The following is a 21,372-nucleotide window of genomic DNA, read 5'->3' as shown; positions in this document are numbered from 1 at the left end:
TTTTCAATTTGATTTCCTTATACCACATGGAGTATGATGTATGGTAGGACTTTAATGAATCGAAATGAGGGTTTATCGTGAACAAAACATCCATATATGGGCTAACTTTTCATGAATTAGAAGATTGGCTAATGGAGCATGGTGAGAAACGCTTTAGAGCTAATCAAGTATGGGATTGGCTATATAAAAAGCGTGTGAATAACTTTAATGAAATGAAAAACGTGAACAAGCAAACGATAGAATTGTTAGAAGATAATTTTGTATTGCACACACTAGATGAGGAAATTAGACAGGAATCTAAAGATGGTACGAAAAAGTTCTTGTTTAGACTTACAGACGGAAATTTAATTGAAACAGTCCTTATGCGTTTTAGTTATGGTTTATCTGTTTGTGTTACGACACAGGTAGGATGTAACATTGGTTGCTCATTTTGTGCAAGTGGTTTATTAAGAAAGAGCCGTGATTTAACTAGTGGCGAAATTGTAGAACAAATCATGAATGTACAGAAACACCTAGACGAACAAGGAAAAGAAGAGCGCGTTAGTCATATCGTAGTTATGGGAATAGGGGAGCCTTTAGATAACTTCAAGAACTTAATGAATTTCTTATATGTAGTGAATGATGATCGTGGGTTAAATATTGGTGCTAGACATATTACGGTATCTACAAGTGGTCTAGCTCATAAGATTTATGAATTTGCTGATACAGATATTCAAGTGAATCTTGCTGTTTCCCTACATGCACCTAATAACGAATTACGTACTAGTATTATGAAGATTAATAAGGCATTTCCATTAGAAAAGTTAATGCCAGCAATTAAGTATTATCTAGAGAAGAAAAATCGTCGAATTACGTATGAATATATTATGCTTAAAGACGTCAATGACCATAAGGAAGAAGCGATACAGCTTGCTAAGTTACTAAAAGACCACCGTCATTTAGCCTATGTTAACTTAATTCCTTACAATACGGTAGATGAGCATATTCAATATCAACGTAGTGACTCTAACTCCATCCAACAGTTCTTTGAAATATTGAAGGAACATGGTATCCAATGTGGTGTACGTTGGGAAAACGGTGCTGATATTGATGCAGCATGCGGACAATTAAGAAGTAAACAAATGAAAAAATCAAAAGTAGTATAATGCATAAGTCGTGCTAGAGAATAGCGCGACTTATTTTTTATGTGGCTAAGAGGATATAGAAGATTCCCTTCTGGTAGGGGAGGGGTAAAATGTGATGTTTGCAAATATGTATACATGTTTACACTTATAGTAGTTTTGTTTACGTATTATGAATACAAGTATTCAAATACGTGTACATATTGGTATTTCGACATTTGAACGAATGAGTATATGTACTTTAACTTTTGCAAAGAAGTAAAAGCAGCCAAGCATCCATATGGTTATTGGATACTTGGCTGCTTCTGTTTGTCGGAAGGTTGTAGTGAAAATCACTCTTTTTTGGCCCAAATCTATCCCCGATTTTTTCTTAACATAGGAAAACACTTCATCATAAAAGTCAAACCGACAATAGTTTTCCTATATTTAGTTGCATAAAACTACTCTGAGACAATCAAGAATGGCTGTAACCGAATACCTTTTTTAGAGGTCGTTCCAAAATTCTCGCAATGACAAAAGAGACAAATTAGATTATTTCAAAACTACCGTATACTGTTAATTAGTTTATCCCTACTCGATCTTCTGGGGAACAAAGAAGGTAGGTGGGAGATCAACTGCCCGTAAAGGTCTGATCGGTATGTACTCAACGTATTTGTAATTTAAATTAAAATAACCATCTAATAAGGTTGGTTATTTTTTCTAAAGATAAGATAGTATAAAAAAGTAGCTTATTAAATCTTGTCATAGGGAGGGCCACGTCCGGCTCCAGCGCCCAGCGACTAGCGAGACTTCCTTCACCTCCGTACGATAAGTCAACATCGACTCACTCCGTTCGTCGTGTTTCCTTTATCTCCTGCGGCTCAGTCCAGTCCGTACGTCGCTAAACGGGCGCTTGCGCCTTTGTTCATTTGTTGAAATATGAAACTATTATTTCTCTAAGTGTTAATACAATTAGTGCGCCGAAAGTGACGAATAAAGCATCGGAGAGTATAGGGGTAAACAGGTAATATATTATCCCTAAAATGATAGCCAAAACTATGGTTGAGATTAGTTTATTCATAATTGACATCTCCTGTTCCCTTAATAAAATTTCAAAATATGTGTTTGAATTATATATAGTTAAAAGACACCAAAAATGCAAATATATTATCAATGCTTTTTGAACTAAGTAATTTGGTGAGGAAAAGGACTGTGATGTGTTCTTGTCTGGAAAGATAGACCGGTCTGCTTTCTAAATCACTTTTTGTGACTTTAAAGGATTGCTCACTCCTCCACTGACCATCTGCATAGTTCAACAATTCGTTTATCGGATACTGATGTTCACTCGTCATAATGGTGTAGCATCCATCCAATTCCTCTTCTCTTTGCAGCTTATCTTCGTTGAGAATCAGTTATTGTTTGGAACTATCAAGCATTTCTTCTTTTTTCTTAATCAAAAGTAAGATTCTTTACATATTTGGCAGTACCGATTGATGTTTCACTGTTGTATTTGGTAGGGGAGGCTAGCGAGATTGCCTTATCCAATGCAGCTACTGGTCAGCTCTGGTTTTCAAAGCATATTTCCTACTATAAAAAATACTTGTTTTTCTTCTATTATCTTTTATCACTTTTAGAGTGCTCTCTCTAAGATAGATCCTTTATTGAGAAAAGAAAGACGATGATAGATATCGTCGGATTAGAAGTTCACTTTATCCAAAGTCATGTTAGAAAATAGCATGGCTTTTTTATGTAGCTAGAAGGATATAGTGGCCCCCCTTTTTTGGTAGGGTAGGGGTTGAAATATCATGTTTACAAAAATGAATACATGTTTACGTCTATAGTAGTTTTGTTTACGATAAATGATTACATGTAAATAAATAAGTGTACATGTTGATTTGGTAGTGTTTGCGCAAGAGATTACATGTACACAAAAAAGAATACTTCAAAAGTTGGATTGTCAAATGGGAAAAAAACTATTATTCTATTATAGTAAGTAGTTTTTTGAAGGGAGTTTTACTATGATGAAATCTAGAATCGCTGCAGTTGATGTAGGTAACGATGCTTTGAAAGGATTGTTTGGGAAGTTAGAAAATCAGTTGTACATTCCTAACATTATTGCTCCTGATTTAGAAGATCGACCTGTTATTGGTATAGAAGAACTAGATAAGAAGGAAGTATTAGATAACATACATATTCGTGTTCACTCACCAGCATTAGAAGAAAATAATGTTATCTATCGTGTTGGTAATCTAGCAGCTAAGACTACCAATTCTCAAGAACTTGACCCAGGAAGTAGTAAATCAGAAGAAGACCAAACCTTAGTAATGTTATTTGCTGCATTAGCATTAGATGCGGTTGAATCGGATGATTTCAGGGAGAGAAACGGTGTTATAGAAGCTAACTACATGTTAGGAACCGGGCTTCCGTTAAGAGAGGTAAAAGAAGGTAAAGATGTAGGTTATCGTTCTCAATTATTAAGCTCTGTTCATCAGGTTGAATTTTTAGTAACACCGAAGCATCAAGGTAAGAAGATAAATTTAAAATTTGAAGATGTTAAAGTTTATCCAGAAGGTTTCGCTGCTTATGTAAACCTTGTTATGGATAATGATTTGAAGGTAATTAACAAAGAATTATTAGATAAGCAAATTTTAATCCAAGATATTGGTGGGTTATCAACAGATATTGCAGTCATTAAAAACCGTAATGTCGATGATGATAAGGCCCAAGGTTATAACTTAGGGGTTTCTGAATCATTAGAACAAATTCGTGAGGAAATTCGCTCTCGCCATGGTGTGGAACTAGATAGCCGTAGTGATGTAGTAGATATTATTACTCGAAAAAACGACCGCAACCATATTATGGTAAGAGGTAGCAGAACGAATGTCAATGATATAACAGACCACATTTTATTAGAATTAGCTAAGAAGGAGTATCGCTTTTTAAGAAATACATGGGCGAAAAACTCTCAATCTGAAATCTGCTACTTTGTTGGTGGAGGCTCTGCTGTACTTAAAGATTATATTAAAGCATTAAATAATAAATTGGATGGATTTAACATTGAATTCTTTGAAAATGAAGAAGAAAGTATTTGGATGATGGCGAATGCTTATTATAAATTAATCAATCAATTTGTTGGTACATTAAATAAAGATAAAAAAGAAGAAAAAGTTGTCACTGAATCAAAATAGGGTGATTAAATGGTGAAGAAAGGTATAGAACGCGGACAATCTATTACATTCCGTGTCCCGTCAGATACGCCTGATTATCTACTTAAAAAGTTATCGGATTTAAAAGAAAAAGAACGGAGAAATTTTTCCAGCACCATTGCTAGTTTTGTTTTAAAAGGTGTCAATGAATCATTCTCAAAGGAACGGGAAGTTATTTCCGTTCCTTTGCCTAAAAAACTTACGAAAGAGCAAAGAAGTTGGCTTAAGCATGAACATTCAGAAGCAATGATAGGGAGTATTCTATATCATCTATTAAGTGATCCAATGCGTGCTACTTCTCTTTTGTCTTCTTTAAATAGTAATACGATGAATGTGGATGAAATATTTGCTTTTGAAGAAGAGAAAATGGAATCTGGACCAGATCAGGAACAAGAACAAGAACTAGAATCGGTCTATGAATTACCAACTATTGATGAAGAAAGTAATCGGTTAGATGATGTTAAGATAGATATGTTAGAAATTCATAACGAAGAAGAACAAGAAGTGGAAGAGGAAGAATTTGATCCATTAGGGGACTTCTTTTCTAGTATGAATAAATAGCCAAATAAGGGTTAGATGCCTTATTTGGCTATTATTTTATTTTAACAGGTCTCTAAGCTGGGTATCTCTGTTTTCAACAGCGTAGTCAAAGGCAGTTTTCCCTTCAGAGTCTGTTAATGTTTTATCCGCACCGTTTTCTAGTAATAGGTTGACTATTTCAACACCGGCGTCACTGTAAACGGCATTCATTAAAGGAGTGGATCCCCAGCTATCCGTTGTATTAACATCGGCCCCGTTTTCGATGAGCCACTGAGTAGCCTCTATATCTCCCAAAATCACCGCATATTGAAGTGCAGTGAAGTCATCACTATCTTTTTCATCAATATCCGCACCTTCAGCTACTAGCTCTTGAAGAAGTCCCAAGTCCTCATTTATGAGTGCTTCGATAATAGGTGGATAGTCAAACGATTCCTCATCATAAATGTACTCATCATCCTCCAATAAGGAAGAATCAGAAAAAGTAGGTAGAGCAATTGAGTTTTCTAAGAATAACGCGGCTGCCCCTGTAAGGAAAACAACTAATACGATAGAAATGAGGATCCCTAAAATGATCCCTGTTTTCTTTTCGCGGTGAAGTGGATACTGTTCTGGATGAGCCCAATGATCTAATGCATTCATTCTTTTCGGTAAATCAGGATGGCTGGAAAGCTTTTCACTTAGCCAAGCAAAGAAGCCAGATTCCTCCTTTAATTGTTCTATATAGGCATCTTTATTCATTTTTGTCGAGAGCTTCTTGCCGATAGCTAACATGGATAGTGCTTCCTTGGCTGCATTCATGTCACTCACATAATAAGCAGCGTAACGATCACAGGTGTATTCACAAGCTCGTAAATAGGAATTACCGAGAAAGGGAATGAACATGGACGGAAGAAGCAGTAAATGAACCAACACATGACGTCGCTTTAGATGAGCAAACTCATGAGCTAATACAAACATCAATTCTTTTTCACGATTATCTTCAACGAGGTCGAATATTTCCGAATATACAACAACCATGTTCTTACCAAAGAAACGACTCGCAAATGCATTGAGTACCCCCATGGATTCCATGATATAAATAGCAGGTACTTTCTCTAATTCCATATCTTTGGCGAGGTTTACCGCCTTTTGGTAAATATCTGGAAATTGCTGTTCACTCAGTTGAACCCCATTTCGGCGAATGGATGCCATCGATAATGCGTGAAAAAAGTAAGAAATAAGCATAAATCCTAAAATAATTGCAATTCCAATAATCGAAAAAACTAGAACAACATAAACTAAAATACTAAACAATAAAGTGATAATAAAATAAACGTTTTCTTTACGATGAACTAATCTATTCTTCAAATCACTTTCATCAAGCATTTTACTCCCTCCTTGTAACGATTAATCTTTTTATTTATAACAATAAGATTATAAGTGATAGCTAATTAAATAGCTATATAATCTTTGGAAAATTTGTGTAAATGAAGTGGTGCTATTTTTGCAAAGGGAATTGTATAAAAAGTGAAACCTCAAGTCGATAGATTAATGGTGGTTATTTTAGTAGTTATAATAAAATGAAAAAATATTTCAAAAACTATCGCAGTTGGGAAAATAGTATGGTATAATCACGATTAAATATTTAGAAAATTTTATCGTATAAGATGGGGGAAGAAAGATGAAAAAGTTCTTGCAATTACTTGCTATCATTACTTTTATCGCAATACTTACGGCATGCGGCTCTGATTCTGATAATACTGTAGCGGAATCAAATGAAGATGCAACTAATTCTAGTAAAACAGAAGGAGAAACTAGTTCTGATGGTGGAGAAACGTTTACTGTTGGTGCAACGCAAATCTTGGAGCATCCATCATTAGACAAAGCTTATGAAGGATTCCAAGCAGCAATAAAAGACGCTGGTTTAAACGTTGAATATGACTTTAAGAGTGCACAAAATGATCAAAACAACGTTAAAACCATTTCTGATTCATTTGTAGCAGATGGTGTGGATTTGATTTTCGCTAACTCTACTCCAAGTGCATTAGGGGCATTACAAGCAACAAGCGATATTCCCATTGTTTTCACATCTGTATCGGATGCAGTAGAAGCTAAATTAGTGCCATCTATGGATCAGGCGGGAGAGAACATTACAGGTAATGTAGATTTACACCCAGATGCAATCAGTGAAACAGTTAAATTTATCGATCAATATTTCCCGGATTCAAAAGTAGGAATGGTTTATAATGCAGGCGAACAAAACTCTGTAACACAAGTAGATGAAGTTAAGAAGGCTGCTGAAGATACAAGCCTTGAAATCGTTGAGCGTACAGTAGCGAATACTGCTGAAGTACAACAATCTGTAACTACTTTAGTCGGAGAAGCAGATGTTATTTATATTATTACGGATAACACGGTTGTATCTGCTCTTGATAGTGTTGTTGGTGTGGCAAATGATCAAGACATTCCATTAATTGTTGGTGAGCCGGATTCATTAGCAAAAGGTGGCTTTGCAACATTTGGAATTGACTATTATACATTAGGATATCGAACTGGCGAAATGGCCGCTGATATCTTAAGTGGAGAGAAAAAGGTAAGCGAAATTCCTCCAGAATTTCCGCCAGAAATTAAATTATTCATCAATAAAGATGCGGCTGAAGAACAAGGAATTGAATGGAATTCCGATTGGGATGAATCTGTAGTTGAAGCAGAAAAATAATTACCGACATATTAGTACGTTAGAGCCAGTGCATGAACTGGCTCTATAGTGCTTTTTATCCCCTGAAGAATCATACAACATGTTAATTGCACGAAAGGAATGGAAATTATGTTTATATCATTATTTGGAGCTGTAGAATCAGGAGTTATATATGCCATAATGGCCTTAGGTGTTTATTTAACCTTTCGTGTCTTAGACTTCCCGGATTTAACTGTAGAAGGAAGTTTTGTAACTGGCGCATCGGTTGCTGCCTTTTCTATTATCAATGGGGTTCCTCCAATTATCGCTACCTTACTTGCAGCAGTAGCTGGATTTTTAGCAGGTTGTGTAACAGGTGTCTTGCATACGAAAGGAAAAATTAATTCATTATTGGCCGGTATTTTAATGATGACGGCACTTTACTCTATTAATCTACGGATTATGGATCAGCCAACTTTATCTTTATTAAATGAGACTACGTTATTTCAACAATTAACATCCATTTGGGATGCTATTGGACTTGACTCCGTATTTAATGGCCTCCTTTCTGCGATAGGAATGGAAAGATTCCCTAAGACTTGGTCCATCGTTATCGTTATGATATTCGTCACCCTCGCTATTAAACTTTTAACGGACTACTTTTTAAAGACAGAAGTCGGTCTTGCATTACGAGCAATTGGTGATAACAAGAAAATGATCCGTAGTCTTTCCGCAAACACGGATTCACTTATTATCGTTGGCGTCGGTATCTCGAATGCGCTTGTTGCCCTTAGTGGCGGATTAATAGCTCAATTAGGTGGATTCTCAGATGTTAATATGGGGCTAGGACTTATTGTTATCGGTTTAGCTTCTATCATTATAGGTGAGGCATTATTTGGTACAAAGACGATTGTTCGAGCTACTTTAGCGGTCATTCTTGGAGCAGTCATTTATCGAATTATCGTCACACTAGCTTTACGTTTTGACTTCCTTGAAACTGGGGACATGAAGTTGATTACTGCAATAATTGTTGTTGTTGCCCTCGTTGCTCCCAAAATTATTCAATCTAGAAAAGAAAAAAGACGACGTATCATGAAACGTCAGCAACTTAAGGCAGGGGGAGATAGCCATGCTTAAACTACAAGATATTTCTATTACATTTAATGAAGGCACTCCGGATGAAAAGAAAGCTTTACAAAATATCAATCTAGAACTTGAAAAAGGGGACTTTGTCACAGTAATTGGTAGTAATGGAGCTGGTAAATCAACACTTATGAATATCATTTCTGGTGTACTAATCCCTGATGTTGGAGACGTACTGATTAATGAGAAACAGGTGGTAGATTTGCCTGAATATAAGCGTTCTAAATATATTGGTCGTGTCTTTCAGGATCCTATGGCCGGAACAGCACCATCTATGACGATAGAAGAGAATTTGGCGATGGCGTATTCTCGTATAAGAAAGAGAAAACTTAAATTAGGTGTTACAAAACAGCGAAAAGAGATGTTTAGAGATTATTTGAAGACTCTAAACTTAGGTCTAGAAAATCGATTAACTGCAAAAGTTGGATTACTTTCAGGTGGGGAAAGACAGGCATTATCCTTATTAATGTCTACCTTTACACAGCCAGATATTCTTCTTTTAGATGAGCACACAGCTGCTCTAGACCCGTCACGTGCAGAATTAATTACAAGTTTGACAGAAAAGGTTGTCAAAGAATCCGGATTAACAACATTAATGATTACCCATAATATGCAACAAGCATTGGATTTAGGAAATCGATTAATTATGATGGATAAAGGGCAAATTATTTTCGATGTTCGTGGGAAAGAAAAGCAAAATCTTACTATCGAAAATCTTCTGCACGAATTCCAACGCATTCGTGGCGAACAATTTGGTAGTGATCGTGCGGTGTTAAACTAGTATCAAATCTATTAAAATAAAAGGCACAAGGGCATTTTGAAATGCTTTTGTGCCTTTTTATCCCACTTCAAGCCTCTATGGGAGATTAACTGCCGTAAAGGTCCGATAAGTGTGGCTAACCATCAGTGGGGGATGAAGGAAAAAGCCCCCACTGATGGAAGTCTTCTTTATGTATTTTTTGTATTGCTTTCTATTAAACTCTATGATATGTTTGATTCATCAATATATTGTACATAACAGCAAAAGAAAATACTATATATAGTGAATAGACGAATGGTGACTGTAGTCTTAATAGGGAATCTAGTGTAAATCTAGAACTGCCCCCGCAACTGTAAGTGTTACGAAAGAGAAACCCACTGTATTAACAGGCATTAAAGACTGTGATATGGGAAGGGCTCTAGTAGGTTTGATACACAAGTCAGGATACCTGCCATTTTTCTTTAGTTTCAAATCCCCGGGGTGAGGGATGGTGAAATGATAGATTGGTACATACTTTCTGTCGTTTATAACCGTTCATGCATCCTCAGGTGAACGGCTTTTTTGCGTTTAATATATAAGGAGGGCTAAGATGATTGGAGAAATGGTCAAAGAAAGCGAAAAGTTAAATAAGGTGATAGAAAAGGCGGCAAAAGGTCTATCCTTAGACATAGGCTTATTCATAGAAAAAGTAGAGACAAGTCTTAACCATTATCAAGAATATGAAAAAGGATTAGATTTTCTAATAAAAAAGGCGCTAGAAGAAATAGATGAGGCAAACCCAGATTGGTCCTTTTTTGCCGCAAGACTTTATTTACAAAGATTATATAAACAGGCAGCAATAAACCGAAATTACGACGATAAAAATAAAAAATACGGATCATTTCTTAAACTAATAAAGAGTTTAACGGATAAAGGTATATATTCCAGTCATTTCCTGGGAAAGTATACGGAAGATGAAATTAATTATTTTGGGGATTTAATAGACCCAGATAAGGATATGAATTTTACATACTTAGGGATTTATACTTTAGCTACTAGATATTTGGCTACAGATTTTGAGAAGAATACACATGAGCTACCACAAGAACGCTGGATGATTATTGCGATGCATTTAATGCAAAATGAAGATAAATCAAGACGGACGCAACTAGTAGAAGAGGCATACTGGGCACTAAGTAATTTGTATATGACAGTAGCAACCCCAACGCTAGCAAATGCCGGCAAAACCCATGGTCAGCTATCTAGTTGTTTCATTGATACAGTCGATGACAGCCTTCAGTCCATTTATGATAGTAATACAGACATTGCTAGGTTATCTAAAAATGGCGGTGGAATCGGGGTTTACATGGGTAAAATTCGTTCCAGAGGTAGTGATATAAAAGGTTTTAAGGGGATGTCCAGTGGAGTAATTCCATGGATTAAACAGTTAAATAATACAGCTGTAAGTGTTGATCAGTTAGGAACGAGGAAAGGCGCAATCGCAGTATATTTAGATGTATGGCATCGAGATATTGAGGCATTTTTAGATCTTAAGTTAAATAATGGCGACGATCGAATGCGTGCTCATGATATTTTTACCGGAGTTTGTCTACCTGATTACTTTATGGAACAAGTAGATAAGAGAGGGGAATGGTATTTATTTGATCCGCATGAAATTCGTCAGGTTATGGGCTTTTCATTAGAAGACTATTTTGATGAGCAAAAGGGAAGTGGGAGTTTTCGAGAAAAATACGAACAGTGTATCGAAGCACCACTTCAATCCAAAAGAAAAGTGCCGGCAATCGATATCATGAAACGGATTATGAGATCGCAACTTGAATCCGGAACCCCATTTATGTTTTATCGGGATGAAGTGAATCGAAAGAACAGTAATGCACATACAGGGATTATTTATTGTTCCAATTTATGTACAGAAATTACGCAAAATCAATCTCCATCTGAGTTTCTAGAGGAGTATGTGGAGAATGAGGAGACCATCGTTAAAAAATATAAACCTGGTGATTATGTTGTCTGTAATTTAAGTTCTATTAATCTAGGTAAGGCTGTTCCAGAAGGGGTATTAGAACGTCTTATCCCTATTCAAGTCCGGATGCTGGATAATGTTATTGATATTAATACATTACCAATTAAACAGGCTGAACGAACGAATAAAAAGTACCGCGCTATTGGGCTGGGGACATTTGGTTGGCATCATTTATTAGCAGTAATGGGAATCAAGTGGGAAACGGAAGAAGCCGTTCAATATGCGGACACCCTTTATGAAAAAATAGCCTATTTGACCATTAAGAGCAGTATGAAACTAAGTAAAGAAAAGGGACATTATCCTGAATTCCATGGAAGTAAATGGAGTACAGGAGCTTATTTTGAGGAAAAAGGATATAAAGATGATACCTGGATAAAACTCATGGAAGAGGTAAAAGAAAACGGAATGCGTAATGCATATTTAATGGCTGTAGCACCGAATTCAACGACTGCTATGATCGCTGGGTCCACCGCAAGTATTGATCCGATCTTCAAGCCTTTCTATTACGAAGAAAAGAAGGATTTTAAAATTCCCGTAACTGCACCAGACATCGACCATCGTACGTATGATATTTACCGTCGTTCTGCTTACATCGTGGATCAACGTTGGTCCATTAAGCAAAATGCTGCGAGACAGAAACATATTGATCAAAGTATTTCTTTTAACTTTTATGTACCAAATACAATACGGGCATCTGTGTTACTAGACCTTCATCTACAAGCATGGCGTGAGGGACTAAAAACGACATATTATGTAAGATCTACATCAAATGACGTAGAAGAATGTGAATGGTGTCAAAGTTGAAGGCAATAATCGCGTATTTATCTTATAGCGGTAATACAAAGGAAACAGCAGAATTAATTGAAGAAACATTACTAAAAGAAAATGTTGAAGTAGAGATGCACCGGATAGGGATTGATTTGCCTATTAGCCCAGAGCAATATGATTATATTTTCCTTGGAACTTTTACATGGGAAAGAGGGAGTACACCAGATGAAGTTAAGGATTTTGTCCTGGAAATAGGATATAAACCGCCAAATATATTTGTCTTTGGTACGGGAGATACACAGTTTGGTGGAGATGATTTATTTTGTTTGGCAGCTAGTAAACTAGCTATCTTTTACAATAGTTCCTATCCGGAGTTAAAAATTGAGCAGTCACCAAGAGGAAGCCAAGCGAAAAAGGTGATCGATTGGGTAGAAGGAGTGTTATATGGTGCAAAATATAATCTTAAACAAGGCTAAAACACTGGAGCCGATACATCCAAATAAATCAACCGGGATATTTGGTGGTACTTCTAGTGGAATTCTGAATTGGAATGATATTGCGTACCCCCATTGGTACAAAATGTATAAACGTCTAGTAGGGAATTACTGGCAAGCGGATGAAATTAATATGTCCAATGATGTAAAGGAATTTCCGAGATTAACACCTGCTGAACAAGAAGCATACTTAAAAATTATTGGTTTATTATCTACGTTGGATGGACCTCAAACAAGGACAGCTTTACTCCTAAGTTTATATGCAACAGATCCTTCTGTTCAATCGATTATGGCGGTCATTGCACAACAGGAGGCTGTTCATAATGAAAGCTATTCCTATGTCCTATCGTCGGTTGTATCATTGGATGAACAGAAGCGTTCCTTTGAACATGGTAGAAACGATCCAGTACTACTTAAACGGAATCAAACGATCATGAATCAATATAATGATTTTGTAGAGAAACCAACACTTGAAAATATATTAAAAACTTTAGTTTATACAACCCTATTAGAAGGAATGTTTTTCTATTCTGGTTTCGCATTCTTTTATCATTTGGCAAGGGATAATAAGATGGTAGGTACGTCAACGATGATTAGCTATATTAATCGTGATGAACTGGAGCATGGCCGATTCATAACCGAATTATTCCGTGCCACATTAGCTGAAAACCCAGAGTATAACAACGAAACCTTTATCACTTGGGTATATGATCATTTCAAAGAATCTGTTGAACTAGAAACAGAGTGGTCCCATTATGTTCTGAAGGATGTCGACGGCTTTGATTTAGCCGGGATGGAGGGATATATCAAATATCGTGCCAATAAAATGCTTCGGATGATGGGGTTAAGTGAAATATATCCAGAATTCACGGAGAACCCGATGAAGTGGATTCGCGCGTATGCAGATAATATTGACGGAACTAAAACAGATTTCTTTGAACAAAAGTCTAGACAGTATACGAAGACGAGCGATTTAAACGGTTTTGATGACTTGTAAGTAAATTCTATAACCTCTCCTTTTTTAAAATCATAGCATAGGAAGGTAAGAGAATTTCTATGCTATACTGAAAATAAGAGAAGGGGGAGGTTAAATTGTCAGAGAAAGAAGAGGTTCTAAAACTTATTAAAGACTTACCAGATAATGTCTCTTTAGAAGAAATGATGCGTGAGTTATATATTTACATAAAGTTCCAACAGGGTGTAAGGGAATTAAATGAAGAAAAATCTGAGAATAAAACGATAGATATGGAGCCGGAAAAGTGGTTTCATTAGAAAAAATGTAATATAGGTAAATACCAAAAAGAGGTGCTATCCGCATAAGCGATTAGCACCTCTTTTTGGTAGAATGAACTAGGAAAAGTTTAATCCATACCATTATGTTGTTCGTTGTTCTTACTGGTTTTTTAGTCTCTTATTGCTCCAGCCTCTCTAGAAGTCATTGCGCCTTGTCCTTCTTTTATATCCTGTTGAATTTCCTGTTTTACCTTTTTGGCGTCGGTTCCAGCAAATCCTGGTTTCATACTTGGAGTCGAATTTTTATTAGCCTGTTGATCCCGTTGCATACAAATCCTCCTTCCTTCCTTTTATTATTTACAAAAGATTTCTAAGTATAACCTTACAAGAAATGTAAAATAAAAATGGCATACGTCTTTACGCATGCCATTTATCGTTAATTAATTAAAATAATCAATAAGCCCACTTGTAATTGCCTCAGCCACTTGTTGCTCATAATCTACCGTTTGAATAATATTCAAATCATGCGGATTAGTTATAAAACCAAGTTCAATTAAAATGGCTGGTGCTGCTGTATTACGCAATACGTGGTAATCCTCTCTTTTAACACCACGGTTATATAATGTTACATTAGAATAAAGGGAAGCTTGTACACTTTTTGCCAATTGTTGTCCTGGTCGGGAATAGTAAAACGTACTAATTCCTTGTGCAGACAGAATTGGGTAAGCATTAAAATGTAAACTTATAAAGGCATCCGTATTATGCGAGTTACTAATCGCTGCTCTTTGCTCTAAAGATACATAGTAATCGCCTTCGCGAGTAATCGTTACGTTTGCACCTGCATTTCTTAGCCTGTCTGCAACTCTATTTGCTATTGGCGGCGTTAAGCTTTTTTCGTAAATCCCGCCGAGTCCAATTGCCCCCGGATCACGACCACCATGTCCTGGATCAAGTACAATATGACGGTCAGATAAGGAGCCACTTTGTTTCTTCGGAGATAATGTTTTGGCATTTATTTTAGGTTTTTCACTATTCCCACTATTATTTACTGCACTTTTATTCGTTAACTTGGAAGCAACCCAACCAGTTTTACCGCCTTTTAAGGAAACCTTATGCCAATTACCTTCCGTATGTATAAGCTCATATGTTTTCCCTGATGAAGCGGAACCGATAACGGGATATTCTTCACCTGGACCTGAGCGAATATTTACTCCATCCGCTGTAATAGTAATCGTTTCAATAGATAAAACAGTTGCTTGTTTTACCTGACTTACTTGGCTTTCACCTAATGGAATAAGATGGTGTTTTGCAATCCAAGCTTCTTTTCCTTGATAATATGTTTGAACCCACCCATATTGTTCTTGGAATACTTCCACTTGATTTCCTTTTGTAAGTATACCTAGAGTATTCGCGTTAAGTGAAGGTTCACTTCTAACGTTAAGGACACCAGTACTCACTTCATACGTTTTTGCATTTTCCGCATGTCCTGTAATTGGTATAAGTAATACTAATAAAATAAATCCGATTGTAATGATTGGTCGAAAATTCTTCATCATAACCTCCTTTATATGATTACTGGAAATATTTACTATCATATTATGGAATGGAGGATAAGACAACAGTAAAAAAGGATGAATTTAATCATCCTAGTTTCACATAAGCGTTTATCCCGCCTTAAGCTTCCGGGAAAACAAAGAAGGTGGGCGGGAGATCAACTGCCGTAAAGGTCCGATAAGTGCGACTAACCATCAGTCGGAGATGAAGAAAAACCCCCCTACTGATGGAAGTCTTCTTTATAGTTCTAGTAAAGAAGATGCAGCCTTCAAAGCCCTTTCATCGTTAATAATCTGTCCGGGCTTACTCGCTCTTCCAATCACGTAGCCTTCAAATGACATATCATAGAATTGACAGATATAATTAAATTGCTCGATGAGTGGAAGTCCTTTTATAGTAGGTTTATCTCCACCCACAGCAATTAAGTATACTTTTTTATTCTTCAATTCCTCTCTAAAATTAGGGAATTCCGGATCACGCAAAATTTGTGACCAACGATCTATAAATATCTTCATTGGTCCCGACATACTATACCAATAAATGGGGGTTGAGAAGACGATAACATCATGTTCTAACATTTTTTGAATGAGGTCTTTATGCTCATCCTTTACAGGTTTAAATCCATCTTTTGCATGACGTTCATCCACTATTGGTTGAATAAAATGATTTCGCAAATATAAATGAGTCCCCTTATCCTTGGGAACAGCTTTATATGTCAAATATTCCGTATTTCCATTCTCTCGCGTTGATCCATGAATAGTGACTACCTTCATTTATTATCCTCCCCGCGTAGATTGTGATCCTAAAAAGTAACAGAGAATGGCGAAGTTTCCTATATTCTCTGTAGAACAATTCCTAAATATATATAATTACGTTATTAGAGTATATGAACTTGGAATGAAAAACATGTAAAGAATTTAGAAAACTAAGGCATTCGCTAAGCTTTAGCGAATGCCTTAGTTGTACTTATGCAAATCTTTACGGTGGGGTGAGTAATCAGAGCCCCAGACAGAAAAGATTTTGATACTTTTTACTTGCTAAAAAGAACATGGTAGCTTGACTCTTTGATTGTACTCTCATAAACCATAAATAATAAATTACAAACTATCCACTGCGGTTGGATTTTGAGATTCTAAGTTATGTTTACGGGTTAAAAAATAAAAGACACTGACTAAAACAATGAGCCCGCCTATCATTTGCATGCCCGTTAGGCGTTCCCCTAATATGATGAACGCTAAGACACTTGCTCCAACTGGTTCTCCTAAAATACTCATGGATATCGTTGTTGTATTAACATAGTTCAATAGCCAGTTATTGATGACGTGGGATATAGTTGGTACAATTGCAAGAAGAAGAAAGATTCCCCATTCTTTAAATTCATACCCTGCTAGATTTACGCCCGTTCCAATATTGTATAAGGTTAGGAAGATTCCAGCAAAGGTAAAAACTAAGAAACTATAAATCCAGTGTGATACCTTTTTGACAACGCTTTGACCTATTAATAAATAAATGACAACAGCGATTACACTTAAGAAAGATAAAATATCCCCGATGATAGCTCCTGTACTTAAAGCAAAATCTCCCCAACCAATCATAACAACACCAATCACTGCGATGCCCATCGTTAATAAAGATTGAATATTTGTTCTCTCTTTATAAAGAATAAAACCACCAATAACAGCAACAATTGGTTGTAGTGCAAGAATAATCGTAGAACTTGCCACTGTGGTTAATTTTAACGAACCAAACCATAAGGCAAAGTGGAGACCTAAAAAAGCTCCGGAAACAAGGAGAAGGTTCCAGTCCCTTTTTGTTATTTTTTTAAATTCATTTCTCTTTTTCCAAACGATTGGTAATAAAAATAATGCAGCAATCCACATCCGATACATACTTGAAATGGTAGCGGGGGATTCAGACCATTTTACGAAAATCGCCGAAAAGGAAATAGCGATAATGGAAATGGTTAACGGCAACCCAATCGATTTCGGACTTTTACCTTGAGCCAAAAAAACTCCCTCCCGATTCCTTTATAGTAATCAATATTTCTAAATTATATCGGAGGGAGAAAGGGGATGCAATAGATTCCTATGGCACTTATGCTCGAATCCATTTCCAAATTTCTTTAACGGAAGCATTTTTTCCATATAGTAGAATACCAACTTTAAAGATTTTCCCTGCAAGCTTCATAAATAAGACTATACTTACTAATAAAATCGCTAAAGCTATTATTATTTCTAGCCAAGGCCAATGATCAAGTAATACAAGTCTTAAAAGTAATACTCCTGGCGATGTAAAAGGAATATAGGTACCAACTTGTGCCCATAGACCACTAGGATCACCTAGAACAGGCCCTATAAATATAAAAGTAGCAAAAGGTAACATCATGACAAATCCTTGGAAGTTCCCTGCAGTTGAAATATCCGCCATTGTTGCTCCAACCCCAACAAATATTGCAGCAAAGAGTAGATATCCTAATATAGCAATAAAGAGGTATAAAGCAAGTTCAGGTACAAATAAGTACTCCATAAATGGGAAATCAATTTTCCAAATTGCTGCTGGAAGTAAAATAGCAATCGATACAACCGTTTGAATAAGACCTAAAACAAAGTAACCGATGATTTTCCCATTCATTAGTTCTCCTGGAGTTAATGAAGATAAGATAATTTCTGCAATTTTATCCTTTTTCTCCTGTGAAGCGCTTTGGAAAATAGCCATTCCAGTGAATACAATAGATAGCATAACAAATCCAGCAAAAATACCTGGAATGATCTTCTCAAGTGGAGGGCCAGAGCTTTCTTCCGAGTTATTTTCTGTACCAGAATCCCTATCACCTGATACGACCTTTTCAAACGAAATATTGCTTGAAATCATGACTAACTGTTCATCTGTTAATCCCAAATTTTCTAATTGAATTGATTTTAAAGGAGTTTCAAAAACTTGGATTTGATCCATGAAATATGGATTTATTTCTTCACTTGTATAAACGGGTACTATTCCTTGTTCTAGTGCACGCTGATCTATAAAAATATAGGCTGTATTTTCACTGCCTATAAGAGCATCTTGGGCATCACCTTCAGAAATATCAGTTTTCTTTAATTCTAAATTTAAAGCTGTTTGATTTATTGTTTCTTCTAAGCTATCAAACGTATTTAGTTGATCATTTACTAATACTGTAACTTGCTCAGTAGTTAAATCCTCTGAGTCATCATTGAATAAACTGCCAATAAACATAAAGGCAACAATGAGAATAGGGGTGAGAAATAATCCAATAAGGAAGGTTTTATTTTTCATATTTCGCTTGATTTCCCATTTAGCAACTTTCATTGAATTACGCAAGAACTTCACTTCCTTCCTTCATTAAGTTTTTGTCTGTGGCAATATCAATAAAAATTTCGTGAAGGGAAATCCGATTGATATTTAATTCATGAATATTTATTTTATCGGGGAGTTGTTTTAACCAGTTCCCAGGATCAACATCTTTTTCAAGGTAAAGAATGGAGGATTCTCCCTTATCTTCTACTCTAATTACTTCCGGGATGTTCTCTAATTCATGGTGATTGTTTAATCCCCTTATCGTACATTTGAAGTTAGCATACTCTGTTTTTACATCATTTAATGTACCGTATATCACTTTCTGACCACGCTGAATCATGAAGAGGCGGTCACACATTTCTTCAACTAAATTCATTTGATGTGAGGATAAAAGGATAGCGGTCCCATTATCTGCTAAACTTCTAATCTCTTCTTTAAATAATTCTTGACTAACTGGATCCAGTCCGGAGAAAGGTTCATCCAATATGAGGAGCTCAGGTTCATGGATAATGGAGGAAATGAATTGGACTTTCTGACCCATTCCTTTCGATAATTCCTCAACAGATATCTTTTCCTTTCCTTCTAGATCAAACTTTTTTAAATACATGAGTGCTCGTTCTTTGGCTTTATGTAGTGGGTAGTCTTTTAGATCGGCTAAATAAAGTAAAATATCCATGACATTGACATTTTTATAAAGTCCGCGTTCTTCTGGTAAATATCCGATTTTTTCTCTTGGAATCCCTTTTCCGTTATGTTGATGAAATGTAACGGATCCCTTATCAGGATACATAATTCCCATAATGTTTCGTATCGTTGTAGATTTGCCTGCACCATTTGGACCGAGGATTGCCATAATTTCCCCTTTCCGTACTTCGAATGAAATGCCTTTTAAAACCTTTTTATCTTTAAATGACTTCTCAAGGCCTTCAACCGTTAACATAACTTCCATGTCATTTCATCCTTTCTTTTTGGCTTGATGCTTTGTAGTACGAAAGGAAAAGTGGATAGGTTTCAAAAAGTATCAAAATTATTGTTCATACTTTGTTCAAAACATTGTGACCTAATTGTGAAATAGTGAGCAAACACATTTCCAAAAGTAATGAATGATTGTATGATGAAAATGTAATAAGAAACACACAATATATTGTGAAACATTGAACAATAAAATAAAGGAGTGGATCAACATGATTATGGAATTCATTCGCAATAATAAAATAGTAGCAGCGATTTTAACGGTATTAAGAGTTTATATTGGATATACATGGATAACGGCGGGAATTGGTAAATTAACAAGTGGCGGATTTGATGCAAGTGGTTTTTTACAAGGCGCGATAGCTAGTGCGGGTGGAGAGCATCCAGCAGTCCAAGGTTGGTGGGCGACATTCTTAGAAGCGGTAGCACTACCAAATGCGGAACTATTTAGTTTCTTAGTTATGTGGGGCGAGGTATTAGTTGGTACAGCACTCATCTTAGGTATTTTCACTAACTTCGCAGCATTAATGGGTATCACGATGAACTTCGCATTTTTATTCAGTGGAACAGTAAGCACAAATGCACAAATGGTATTAATCACCGTATTCTTAATCGTAGCAGGATTCAACGCAGGACGTTACGGTTTAGATAGATGGGTTATTCCATTCATAAAAGACCACACTCCATTTGGAAAAAACAAAGTCAAAAAAGAAGAAGTTGTAGTTGTATAATAAGAACTAGCCCTGTAAAAAGGGGCTAGTTCTTTTGGGATGAATATATTGAAAAGTGAATTTACCCCCATTTTGTTTAAAAAAATGTTTCATGGCAAAAATGGTATTAAAAATAGATGGAGGATTTTGCCATGAAGCGTTTTATTTTACTAATGTTTCTTACATCAACCGTACTAATGGCTTGCAATCAGACAACACAAGATAAGGAAGAAAATCGGAATTCACAAGAGCCAGAACACCAAGAAGTAAATTCAACGGTTAATAAAAATGTCCTTGTTGACCTGAAAAATAGTGATGGGGAAGTGGTTGCTAACGCATCGCTTGTGGAGTCAGAATCCAGTGGAGTAAATATTTCAATTAAAGGGGAAAATTTACCTCCTGGTGGACATGGTTTTCATATTCACGAAAATGGATCATGTATTGCTCCGACATTCGAATCTGCGGGAGCGCACTTTAATCCAACAGGTAAAAAGCATGGATTTGAAAACCCAGAAGGTCCACATGCAGGTGATTTAAAGAATATTAATGTAGGGGAAAATGGTAAGCTTTCTATAGAAGCGTTGGCAGATATGGTCACCTTGGAAAAAGGGAAGAAGAACTCCTTACTTAAAGAAGGTGGTACATCTTTGGTAATTCATTCGGATCCAGATGATTATGTTTCCCAACCAGCAGGAAATGCGGGAGATAGAATTGCGTGTGGAGTAATTGAATAAACAACGCTACTTCTAAAGTAATGTTAGTCACAGAAACATTCAATAGCAGAGCAATTCGTAAGAGAATTTGCCTCTGCTATTTATACTTTATAATGAATAACGACAAATTGGGATGTTGAAAGGGCATTTTGTCAGTCTCACGGCCATTTGAGGCGTAAAGAGAATGA

19 protein-coding genes and 1 riboswitch are annotated in these 21,372 nt (G+C 36.2%); of the genes, 12 read left to right on the top strand and 7 right to left on the bottom strand.

What is annotated here, in order from left to right; all coding sequences use genetic code 11:
• Positions 1-77 precede the first annotated feature (77 nt).
• From rlmN to MHI02_RS00215, 3 genes are all read left to right on the top strand, one after another.
• Complete coding sequence (gene rlmN / locus MHI02_RS00225) at positions 78-1,145, top strand: 23S rRNA (adenine(2503)-C(2))-methyltransferase RlmN (RefSeq protein WP_060668107.1); 1,068 nt, start codon at positions 78-80, stop codon at positions 1,143-1,145.
• 1,973 nt (positions 1,146-3,118) lie between these two features.
• On the top strand, positions 3,119-4,288 hold the full coding sequence (locus MHI02_RS00220; RefSeq protein ID WP_047185164.1) for a ParM/StbA family protein: 1,170 nt from the start codon (positions 3,119-3,121) through the stop codon (positions 4,286-4,288).
• A gap of 9 nt (positions 4,289-4,297) precedes the next feature.
• Entirely contained in the window at positions 4,298-4,867 is a 570-nt protein-coding gene (locus MHI02_RS00215) for a hypothetical protein (protein WP_047185163.1), read from the top strand.
• 36 nt (positions 4,868-4,903) lie between these two features.
• Here the strand turns inward: MHI02_RS00215 and MHI02_RS00210 are convergent, their stop codons facing one another.
• Positions 4,904-6,211 (bottom strand): M48 family metallopeptidase, encoded by a 1,308-nt coding sequence (locus MHI02_RS00210; RefSeq protein WP_257456032.1) that lies wholly within the window; start codon positions 6,209-6,211, stop codon positions 4,904-4,906.
• A 295-nt stretch (positions 6,212-6,506) separates the two neighbouring features.
• Here MHI02_RS00210 and MHI02_RS00205 point away from each other — a divergent pair, with 295 nt between their 5' ends.
• From MHI02_RS00205 to MHI02_RS00175, 7 genes are all read left to right on the top strand, one after another.
• Positions 6,507-7,544: an ABC transporter substrate-binding protein gene (locus MHI02_RS00205; RefSeq protein ID WP_047185161.1), complete on the top strand. Its 1,038-nt coding sequence runs from the start codon at positions 6,507-6,509 to the stop codon at positions 7,542-7,544.
• A gap of 108 nt (positions 7,545-7,652) precedes the next feature.
• Complete coding sequence (locus MHI02_RS00200) at positions 7,653-8,639, top strand: ABC transporter permease (RefSeq protein WP_047185160.1); 987 nt, start codon at positions 7,653-7,655, stop codon at positions 8,637-8,639.
• On the top strand, positions 8,632-9,426 hold the full coding sequence (locus tag MHI02_RS00195; RefSeq protein ID WP_047185159.1) for an ABC transporter ATP-binding protein: 795 nt from the start codon (positions 8,632-8,634) through the stop codon (positions 9,424-9,426). The genes MHI02_RS00200 and MHI02_RS00195 overlap by 8 nt, the downstream gene beginning before the upstream one ends.
• A 257-nt stretch (positions 9,427-9,683) precedes the next feature.
• Positions 9,684-9,875: riboswitch (cobalamin riboswitch) on the top strand.
• Between the two features lie 119 nt (positions 9,876-9,994).
• Positions 9,995-12,232, top strand: a complete 2,238-nt coding sequence (locus MHI02_RS00190; RefSeq protein ID WP_047185158.1) for a ribonucleoside-diphosphate reductase subunit alpha — start codon at positions 9,995-9,997, stop codon at positions 12,230-12,232.
• Positions 12,217-12,672, top strand: a complete 456-nt coding sequence (locus MHI02_RS00185; protein ID WP_047185157.1) for a flavodoxin — start codon at positions 12,217-12,219, stop codon at positions 12,670-12,672. Before MHI02_RS00190 ends, MHI02_RS00185 begins: the two co-directional genes overlap by 16 nt.
• Positions 12,644-13,687: a ribonucleotide-diphosphate reductase subunit beta gene (locus MHI02_RS00180; RefSeq protein WP_341165551.1), complete on the top strand. Its 1,044-nt coding sequence runs from the start codon at positions 12,644-12,646 to the stop codon at positions 13,685-13,687. The genes MHI02_RS00185 and MHI02_RS00180 overlap by 29 nt, the downstream gene beginning before the upstream one ends.
• 95 nt (positions 13,688-13,782) lie before the next feature.
• The gene (locus tag MHI02_RS00175; RefSeq protein WP_341165550.1) at positions 13,783-13,962 is read left to right on the top strand and encodes a hypothetical protein; all 180 of its coding nucleotides are present in this window, start codon (positions 13,783-13,785) and stop codon (positions 13,960-13,962) included.
• Positions 13,963-14,093: 131 nt separating this feature from the next.
• Here the strand turns inward: MHI02_RS00175 and MHI02_RS00170 are convergent, their stop codons facing one another.
• From MHI02_RS00170 to MHI02_RS00145, 6 genes are all read right to left on the bottom strand, one after another.
• The gene (locus tag MHI02_RS00170; protein ID WP_167507327.1) at positions 14,094-14,252 is read right to left on the bottom strand and encodes a hypothetical protein; all 159 of its coding nucleotides are present in this window, start codon (positions 14,250-14,252) and stop codon (positions 14,094-14,096) included.
• A gap of 111 nt (positions 14,253-14,363) precedes the next feature.
• The gene (locus MHI02_RS00165; protein ID WP_244986944.1) at positions 14,364-15,476 is read right to left on the bottom strand and encodes an N-acetylmuramoyl-L-alanine amidase; all 1,113 of its coding nucleotides are present in this window, start codon (positions 15,474-15,476) and stop codon (positions 14,364-14,366) included.
• A 240-nt stretch (positions 15,477-15,716) separates the two neighbouring features.
• Positions 15,717-16,250 (bottom strand): flavodoxin family protein, encoded by a 534-nt coding sequence (locus tag MHI02_RS00160; protein WP_047185154.1) that lies wholly within the window; start codon positions 16,248-16,250, stop codon positions 15,717-15,719.
• A gap of 324 nt (positions 16,251-16,574) precedes the next feature.
• The gene (locus tag MHI02_RS00155) at positions 16,575-17,483 is read right to left on the bottom strand and encodes a DMT family transporter (protein WP_341165549.1); all 909 of its coding nucleotides are present in this window, start codon (positions 17,481-17,483) and stop codon (positions 16,575-16,577) included.
• 88 nt (positions 17,484-17,571) lie between these two features.
• The gene (locus MHI02_RS00150) at positions 17,572-18,822 is read right to left on the bottom strand and encodes an ABC transporter permease (RefSeq protein WP_341165548.1); all 1,251 of its coding nucleotides are present in this window, start codon (positions 18,820-18,822) and stop codon (positions 17,572-17,574) included.
• Positions 18,806-19,738 (bottom strand): ABC transporter ATP-binding protein, encoded by a 933-nt coding sequence (locus MHI02_RS00145; protein ID WP_341165547.1) that lies wholly within the window; start codon positions 19,736-19,738, stop codon positions 18,806-18,808. The genes MHI02_RS00150 and MHI02_RS00145 overlap by 17 nt, the downstream gene beginning before the upstream one ends.
• 235 nt (positions 19,739-19,973) lie before the next feature.
• Between MHI02_RS00145 and MHI02_RS00140 the strand changes: the two genes are divergently transcribed.
• A complete protein-coding gene (locus tag MHI02_RS00140; RefSeq protein WP_047185150.1) occupies positions 19,974-20,492 on the top strand; it encodes a DoxX family protein in 519 nt (172 codons plus the stop codon).
• A gap of 131 nt (positions 20,493-20,623) precedes the next feature.
• Complete coding sequence (locus MHI02_RS00135; RefSeq protein WP_060668115.1) at positions 20,624-21,205, top strand: superoxide dismutase family protein; 582 nt, start codon at positions 20,624-20,626, stop codon at positions 21,203-21,205.
• Positions 21,206-21,372 lie beyond the last annotated feature (167 nt).

Source organism: Oceanobacillus sp. FSL K6-0118, from assembly GCF_038006665.1.
GTDB classification, from domain to species: Bacteria; Bacillota; Bacilli; order Bacillales; family Amphibacillaceae; genus Oceanobacillus; species Oceanobacillus caeni.
The sequence above is the reverse complement of the archived record's forward strand: the minus strand, read 5'-3'. Positions and strand labels throughout refer to the sequence as shown.

Coding starts and splice junctions, on each gene's coding strand:
- MHI02_RS00220 (WP_047185164.1), top strand. CDS start 3,119: ATGATGAAATCTAGAATCGCTGCAGTTGATGTAGGTAACGATGCTTTG.
- MHI02_RS00215 (WP_047185163.1), top strand. CDS start 4,298: ATGGTGAAGAAAGGTATAGAACGCGGACAATCTATTACATTCCGTGTC.
- MHI02_RS00210 (WP_257456032.1), bottom strand. CDS start 6,211: ATGCTTGATGAAAGTGATTTGAAGAATAGATTAGTTCATCGTAAAGAA.
- MHI02_RS00205 (WP_047185161.1), top strand. CDS start 6,507: ATGAAAAAGTTCTTGCAATTACTTGCTATCATTACTTTTATCGCAATA.
- MHI02_RS00200 (WP_047185160.1), top strand. CDS start 7,653: ATGTTTATATCATTATTTGGAGCTGTAGAATCAGGAGTTATATATGCC.
- MHI02_RS00195 (WP_047185159.1), top strand. CDS start 8,632: ATGCTTAAACTACAAGATATTTCTATTACATTTAATGAAGGCACTCCG.
- MHI02_RS00190 (WP_047185158.1), top strand. CDS start 9,995: ATGATTGGAGAAATGGTCAAAGAAAGCGAAAAGTTAAATAAGGTGATA.
- MHI02_RS00185 (WP_047185157.1), top strand. CDS start 12,217: ATGGTGTCAAAGTTGAAGGCAATAATCGCGTATTTATCTTATAGCGGT.
- MHI02_RS00170 (WP_167507327.1), bottom strand. CDS start 14,252: ATGCAACGGGATCAACAGGCTAATAAAAATTCGACTCCAAGTATGAAA.
- MHI02_RS00165 (WP_244986944.1), bottom strand. CDS start 15,476: ATGAAGAATTTTCGACCAATCATTACAATCGGATTTATTTTATTAGTA.
- MHI02_RS00160 (WP_047185154.1), bottom strand. CDS start 16,250: ATGAAGGTAGTCACTATTCATGGATCAACGCGAGAGAATGGAAATACG.
- MHI02_RS00145 (WP_341165547.1), bottom strand. CDS start 19,738: ATGGAAGTTATGTTAACGGTTGAAGGCCTTGAGAAGTCATTTAAAGAT.
- MHI02_RS00140 (WP_047185150.1), top strand. CDS start 19,974: ATGATTATGGAATTCATTCGCAATAATAAAATAGTAGCAGCGATTTTA.
- MHI02_RS00135 (WP_060668115.1), top strand. CDS start 20,624: ATGAAGCGTTTTATTTTACTAATGTTTCTTACATCAACCGTACTAATG.